Origin of the sequence: uncultured Microbacterium sp. (genome assembly GCF_947632095.1) — a bacterium.
In the GTDB taxonomy this organism is placed as follows: Bacteria; Actinomycetota; Actinomycetes; order Actinomycetales; family Microbacteriaceae; genus Microbacterium.
Map to the genome: position 1 here is coordinate 1 of NZ_CANROA010000074.1, position 6,574 is coordinate 6,574.

Annotated in this window: 8 protein-coding genes; 7 read left to right on the plus strand and 1 reads right to left on the minus strand. The window is 64.4% G+C overall.

The window, feature by feature from the left end:
- The 3 genes from Q0Z66_RS11700 to Q0Z66_RS11710 all read left to right on the plus strand — a co-directional run.
- On the plus strand, nucleotides 1–501 hold a 501-nt coding region (locus Q0Z66_RS11700), incomplete at its 5' end, for an LPXTG cell wall anchor domain-containing protein (protein ID WP_298041337.1).
- A gap of 131 nt (nucleotides 502–632) precedes the next feature.
- The gene (locus Q0Z66_RS11705; RefSeq protein ID WP_298041356.1) at nucleotides 633–1,334 is read left to right on the plus strand and encodes a DUF5819 family protein; all 702 of its coding nucleotides are present in this window, start codon (nucleotides 633–635) and stop codon (nucleotides 1,332–1,334) included.
- Complete coding sequence (locus Q0Z66_RS11710) at nucleotides 1,273–2,514, plus strand: HTTM domain-containing protein (protein ID WP_298041339.1); 1,242 nt, start codon at nucleotides 1,273–1,275, stop codon at nucleotides 2,512–2,514. The genes Q0Z66_RS11705 and Q0Z66_RS11710 overlap by 62 nt, the downstream gene beginning before the upstream one ends.
- Nucleotides 2,515–2,578: 64 nt before the next feature.
- On the opposite strand, the gene Q0Z66_RS11715 is transcribed toward Q0Z66_RS11710, so the two are convergent.
- Nucleotides 2,579–3,001 carry an OsmC family protein gene (locus tag Q0Z66_RS11715; RefSeq protein ID WP_298041341.1) on the minus strand — a complete coding sequence of 141 codons (423 nt, stop codon included), beginning with the start codon at nucleotides 2,999–3,001 and terminating at the stop codon, nucleotides 2,579–2,581.
- A 74-nt stretch (nucleotides 3,002–3,075) separates the two neighbouring features.
- On the opposite strand from Q0Z66_RS11715, the gene Q0Z66_RS11720 reads away from it, so the two are divergent.
- From Q0Z66_RS11720 to Q0Z66_RS11735, 4 genes are all read left to right on the plus strand, one after another.
- On the plus strand, nucleotides 3,076–3,837 hold the full coding sequence (locus Q0Z66_RS11720) for an ATP-binding cassette domain-containing protein (RefSeq protein ID WP_298041343.1): 762 nt from the start codon (nucleotides 3,076–3,078) through the stop codon (nucleotides 3,835–3,837).
- On the plus strand, nucleotides 3,837–4,508 hold the full coding sequence (locus Q0Z66_RS11725; RefSeq protein ID WP_298041345.1) for a methionine ABC transporter permease: 672 nt from the start codon (nucleotides 3,837–3,839) through the stop codon (nucleotides 4,506–4,508). The genes Q0Z66_RS11720 and Q0Z66_RS11725 overlap by 1 nt, the downstream gene beginning before the upstream one ends.
- A gap of 29 nt (nucleotides 4,509–4,537) precedes the next feature.
- A complete protein-coding gene (locus Q0Z66_RS11730; RefSeq protein ID WP_298041350.1) occupies nucleotides 4,538–5,353 on the plus strand; it encodes a MetQ/NlpA family ABC transporter substrate-binding protein in 816 nt (271 codons plus the stop codon).
- A gap of 377 nt (nucleotides 5,354–5,730) precedes the next feature.
- Nucleotides 5,731–6,574 (plus strand): acyl-CoA dehydrogenase family protein (locus Q0Z66_RS11735; protein ID WP_298041354.1); only part of this gene is annotated, 844 nt, incomplete at its 3' end.

Genomic DNA, 6,574 nt, shown 5'->3' on the forward strand with positions numbered 1-6,574 from the left:
GTTGATGCAGATGTGGACGCTGACGTGGATGCAGATGTGGACGCTGACGTGGACGCAGATGTGGACGCTGACGTGGACGCTGACGTGGATGCAGATGCTGACGCAGCAGAGCTCGCGATCGATGTTCGTATCCCTGAGGTTCGCGTGGGTGACACGCAGACCACCGTCGGAACGGGCTTCCAGCCTGGTGAGGTCGTCACCGGTGTGATGAACTCCGACCCGCTGGCGCTCGGCACGCAGACGGCCGACGCCAACGGAACGGTGACCTTCACCTGGGTCATCCCGCAGGGCACGGAGCTCGGTGCGCACACGGTGACGCTCACCGGCGCCGAGTCCGGCTCGATCAGCGGAACCTTCCGAGTCATCGCGTCCGGATCCGGCAACCTGCCGGCGACGGGTCTCGACCTCGGAGCCTCGGTTCCGATCGGCATTGCGCTCCTGCTTCTCGGCGCAGCTGGATATATGGTGAGCCGCAAGCGCACCGCAGCTAACGAGAACTGAGCTAGTTAGAACCGGCGGGCAGCCCGAGGTCTTCGGATCTCGGGTTGCCCGTCCGTTCGCTAATACAAGTAAGAACACGGAGAACGATGCACGCGAAATCACGGGTGTGGCGCCGATGGGTGTTGCTCGCAATGGGACTATTCGTCATCTGGCACATCTTTGCCACATTCCTCTGGGTCGCTCCTGCATCTCCTTTGCGTGAGGTGGTTCCGAAGAGCGCACTGCGAGGGTATATGTCGCCACTCTTTGGGCAGTCGTGGAGCGTGTTCGCGCCTTCTCCGATCAACGGCGACTACTACTTGGACATTCGCGCTCAGGTCAAGAACGGTGACGGAGATGAATCCGTGACAGATTGGGTCCGCGCAACAGATGTCGAGACGTCTTGGATTCGACACAATCTCACGCCGCCTCGCTCAGCCGGCCTTGCCGTCGATGTCACCCGTGGCCTGTACACGGAGTACAAGGATCTCGACGAGTCCAGCCAGGAGCTCGTCGGCTTGAACTGGCATAAGGATGCGTGGAACGAACGACTTGCGGAGCGGCTGACGGCGGAATCTTCCAACGCCCCCGACAAGTATCTCGAGGCGGAAGAGCGTGTCGCTGCGTACGCGACTCAAGTTGCTTACGCTGTTTGGGGTGACGACGTGGATAAAGTCCAGTTCCGAGTCTCTCGTCAAGCGGTTATCCCCTTTTCTCAACGCAACAATCCCGAGGCAACGCGACCCGAACCCGTCTCTCAGGACTACGGATGGCGCGGTTTGATTGAATACGATGGCCAATCGCGTGATCAGTTCCGCGATTATTTCTGCTCGGCTCCGATCGGAGTTTGCTGACATGGCATGGGTTAACGTGATCCGCAGAGTCCCTGGTTTCCTCTGGCTCATGGTGACGCACGCGCTTAGAGGAATCGGCGCAGGCCTCTCCCGACTCCTGGGATTCTGTGAAGAGTGGCTCACTGGGCGAAAGCACGCACAGTACGGCACCGCGATCATGCGGATTGTTCTGGGACTGGTCGGGCTCGGACTTCTGTTCTCGAACTTCGCCGCCCGATCTTACCTTTACGGTCCGGCTGCAACCTGGACGCAAGAGAGCGTCGATCCGCAGGCGGCTCTGCCGCGAGTCTGGTTGTTCAGCATCGTGCGGCACCTGTCTCACAGCATGTTGTTCATCACGCTGGTGTTCATCGTGCTGGCTGTTCTCGCAGCACTGATTGTGGTCGGATGGCGCATCCGGTTGGTTCTTCCCGTCTACTTCGTGCTCTGGGTGAGCCTGATCGAGACCAATGATGCGGTGAGCGATCAGAGCGACAACGTCTACCGCATCTGCCTGTTCTTCCTGTTCTTTGCAGATTCAGCGCGGCGACTTTCTCTCGACGCGCGTCGCAGAGAGAAAGCCGGCTACGTTCGCGGAGGCGTCCTCGTGCGTGCGTGGAAGGGCGCACCAGTGCTGCCTGAGTGGCTCACGAATGCGGCGCACAACCTCGTGCTCGTGATTCTCACCGCACAGGTTTCGATCATCTACGCATCGGGTGGTCTTTATAAGGCCTCTGGCACGCTTTGGGAGCAGGGCATAGCCGTATACGGGCCGCTCCAAACGCAGCTCTACGGCAGCTCTTGGCCGTGGCTCAGTGAGCTCGCCACCACATGGGGTCCCGCTGTTGTCATCGCGTCGTGGGGATCGATCATCCTGCAGGTGTCGTTCCCGTTCATGCTCATGAACCGCTTCACGCGAGTGATCGCACTGCTCGGCATCGTCGGTTTCCATATCTCGATCGCCGTCCTCATGGGGCTGCCCTGGTTCTCCCTCGCCATGATCGCCATTGACGCGATCTTCGTGCGCGACCGCACTTGGCTCGCGATCGGCCACGGAGTCACGAAGTCCTGGCGGAGCACCGCAGACCAAACTGCGGAACAAACCTCAGAACAACCGGCAGAACAACCGGAGCCCGTGGGCACTCGTCGGTCGGCAAGAGCAGCGGAGAAGCCCGCGACAGAACCCGCCGCCAGCATCTGACAGAAACGTGCTGAGTGGGGGAGCGGCTTCGGCTCGTTCCTCGCTCAGCCCGTTTCTCATGCGCTCACTGGCCGGGAGCCCGCCACTCCTCGACATGCACCTCGACGGTCGCGGCGGCGCCCAGAAGCTTCGAGACGGGGCAGCGGGCGTGCGCAGCATCCAGAACCTGACGCGCCTCGTCGACCGAAGCATCCGCCAGCGAGAGATACGCGTCGACGTGGAACTCGAAACCCGCCCCGGCGGATGCATCGTGCAGTTCGACCTCGACGCGAACCGCGGTGCGACTGCGGCCGGCGACGACGGCCTGCGCCGTGGCATTCAAACACGTCGCCCACGCCAGCGCCAGCAACTGTTCGGGGTCTGTGCCCGCCGGATCTCGCCGCGGGTTCAACGGCGACGACACCGTCACGGCGAGCCCGCCCGGAACCCGGGCGACGCCGTCTCCGCCGTCGCTGTTGATCGCCTCGGTCCGGTACCTCATAGCCATCAGGCCACTATAGTTGGACGCAGTACAGGTAATCCGGGCGATGAAGCCGTGGTCACACAGAACGGCACTCACCGATGGCACATACAGACACGATCGTCGCGTTCGACGATGTCGTCGTGCGCCACGGCGGCCCCGCAACACCTCCCGCCCTCGACGGCATCAGCGTCAGCATCCGACGCGGTGAGATCTTCGGCGTCATCGGCGAAAGCGGCGCCGGCAAGACGACCCTGCTCGAACTCATCAACGCCCTGAAAACGCCCACCAGCGGAACCGTCACGGTCGACGGAGAGAACGTCGCCGGACGCAACCGCGCAGCGCTGCGCGCACTCCGACGCCGCATCGGCGTCGTCTTCCAGGGCATCCACCTGCTCAGCAGCCGTACCGTGCGCCAGAACGTCGAAATCCCGCTCAAGGTCGCCGACGACACCCGGCGCACGCGCGCCGAACGCCGCGCCGCCGTCGACGAGATGCTCGCGTTCGTCGGCCTCACCCACCGCGCCGACCACTACCCGGCCCAGCTCAGCGGCGGCGAACAGCAACGCGTCGCCCTCGCCCGCGCCCTCATCACCCGACCCCCGGTACTGCTCTGCGACGAACCCACCTCGTCGCTCGACGCCAGCACCACCGGCGAGATCCTGCGCGTGCTCCTCAACGCCCGCGCCGAACTCGGCACCACCATCATCGTCATCTCCCACGACCTCGACGTCGTCAAAGCCGTCTGCGACCGCGCACTGCTGCTCGAAAAGGGGCGGATGCGTGAACTCTTCACCGTCAAGAAGAGCGACCTGCGCGCCATGCCCAGCTATCACGAGCAGGTCAGACGGGAGCTCATGTGATGACCTGGCTCACCGAACTCCTCGCCGACTACGGCGACGACATCGTCGAAGCCCTCGCCGAGACCGGCTACATGATGATCGTCTCCCTCGCCGCAGCGGTCATTATCGGGCTCCCGCTCGGCATGCTCGTCTTCCTCACCCAGCGCGGCGGCATCGCCGAGAACCGTCCGGTCTGGACGATCGCGAACCTCTACATCAACATCGTCCGCTCCTTCCCGTTCCTGCTGCTCGTCGTCTTCCTCATCCCGTTCACGCGCGCCGTGATGGGAACGAGCTTCGGCACCGAAGCATCCACCCTGCCGCTGTGCTTCGTGGCCGTCGCGATCTACGCGCGCCTCGTCGAACAGATCCTCCGCGAGATCCCACCCGGCATCTCGCGCGTCGCCGTCTCGATGGGGGCGACCCTGCCGCAGGCCGTCTGGCGGATTCTGCTGCCCGAAGCGCGCTCCGGCCTCGTCTACGCGCTGACCTCCGCGGCCATCAGCCTTCTGTCGTACTCCACCGTGCTCGGCGTCGTCGGCGGCGGAGGCATCGGCGACTTCGCCATGCGCTACGGCTACCAGGAATACAACGACGCCCTCATGTACATCACCATCGCGATCATCGTCGTCTGCGTGCTCGCCATCCAGGCCGTCGGGCATCGGGCATCCGAACGCCTCGACCACCGCTGAACCGTCCTTATATATAGAGAGAAGGAACCATGCGCACCTCCCGTCTCGGAATCGCCGTCGTCCTCGGCGCCGCCATCGCCCTCACCGGATGCTCCGCACCGGACACCGGCGAATCGGATGCCGTCACCGACGAACCCGTCGTCATCCAGGTCGCCGCCGTCACCTCGCCCATGACCGACGTGGTGCTCGCCGCCGGTGAAGCCATCGAAGACGGCTACGAGATCGAACTCGTCGAGATCTCCGACTACATCACCGCGAACAACGTCGTCAACGACGGAGACGTCTACGCGAACTTCTCGCAGCACGTGCCCTACATGGAGCTTTTCAACGAGGCGAACAACGGCACCCTCACCGGGGTGCAGCCGGTCTACAACTTCGACATCGCCTTCTACTCGAAGACCCTCGACGACATCGCCGAGTTGCCGGATGCCGCAACGATCGCCGTTCCCAACGACTCCGCCAACCTCGGCCGCGCGCTCAAGCTGCTCGACACCGAGGGAGTCATCACGCTCGATGAGGGCGTCGACCCCTACGCCGCGACCGTGAAGGACATCGCCGAGAACCCGAAGAACGTCGAGTTCCTCGAGGTGCCGATCGCATCCCTCAACGCCGCCTATGAAGAGGCCGATCTCGTCTTCCAGTGGCCGTCGCACATCGCCGCCCTCGGCCTCACGCCCGAAGAAGACGGACTGATCACCGAGACCGACGACCGCTTCGCCCTCTACCTCGTCGTGCGCGAAGAGAACGCGAAGTCCGCAGAGACCGAGGCGCTGAAGAAGGCCTTCGCCAGCGACGAGGTGCGCGAGGTCATCGAGTCGAACGGAACCATCGACGTCGCGTTCTGAGTGAGCGCGGGCGGCGCCGCCCGGCCGGCGGTGCCCAGCGCGGGATGGATTTCACGGGTGGATGCTTCGGTGAAGCCGTGTTTTCCATCCCGCGCAGCACGGCCGGGATGGAAAACACGGCGCAAAGGCAGCCGGAAGCCGCGGAATCCATCCCGCACTCGTCGTGCCGCGCGGATCGGGCTGCTCCGAACCGGTGTGCCGCCCGCCGGGCGGCGCCGCCCCGGTAATCAGCCCCGCGCCCGCCCGCCTGTGGCGACGCGACAACCGGGGGCGGCCCGCCACCGCGGTCGTATTGGAGAGATCGCATAAGCCGCTTGGGGCCCGCTTAGAGGACTCCTACGATCGAAGCATCCTTACTTCTCTCTGAGGGGAAAACCATGGTCGACGCCGCTGTCCGCAACTCCGCCCCATCCGCCGCTGATGACGCTCCGCGCATCGATGTCGAGCGGGTCACCGACCTGCTGCTCGGCACCTGGGCCGACACGCGTCGCACCGCCCGCGAGATGATCAAGGATCCCGCGTTCTGGCGCATCGACGAACTCGGCAAGGACGAGCACCGCGAACGCGTGCTCAGCCAGCTGCACCTGCTCGTCGAGCAGGGCGCCGTGCACCGATCGTTCCCGAAGAAGTTCGGCGGCGAGGAGAACAACGGCGCGAACATCGCCGGCTTCGAAGAACTCGTCGCCGCAGACCCGAGCCTGCAGATCAAGGCCGGCGTGCAGTGGGGGCTGTTCGGATCTGCCGTGCACCAGCTCGGCACCGAGGAGCACCACGAGAAGTGGCTGCCCGGCATCATGGACCTCTCGATTCCCGGCGCGTTCGCGATGACCGAGATCGGGCACGGGTCGGATGTGGCATCCGCCGGCACCACCGCGACCTACGACCCCGAGACCGAAGAGTTCGTCATCCACACCCCGTTCCGCGGGGCGACGAAGGAATACCTCGGCAACGCCGCCGTGCACGGCATCGCCGCGACCGTCTTCGCGCAACTCATCACGAACGGCGTCAGCCACGGCGTGCACTGCTTCTACGTGCCGCTGCGCGGGGACGACGGCGTCGACCTGCCCGGCATCACCCGTGAGGACGACGGACTCAAGGGCGGTCTGAACGGCATCGACAACGGGCGCCTCACGTTCGACCAGGTGCGCATCCCGCGCACCAACCTGCTCAACAAGTACGGCGACGTCGCCGCGGACGGCACCTACACGAGCCCGATCGACA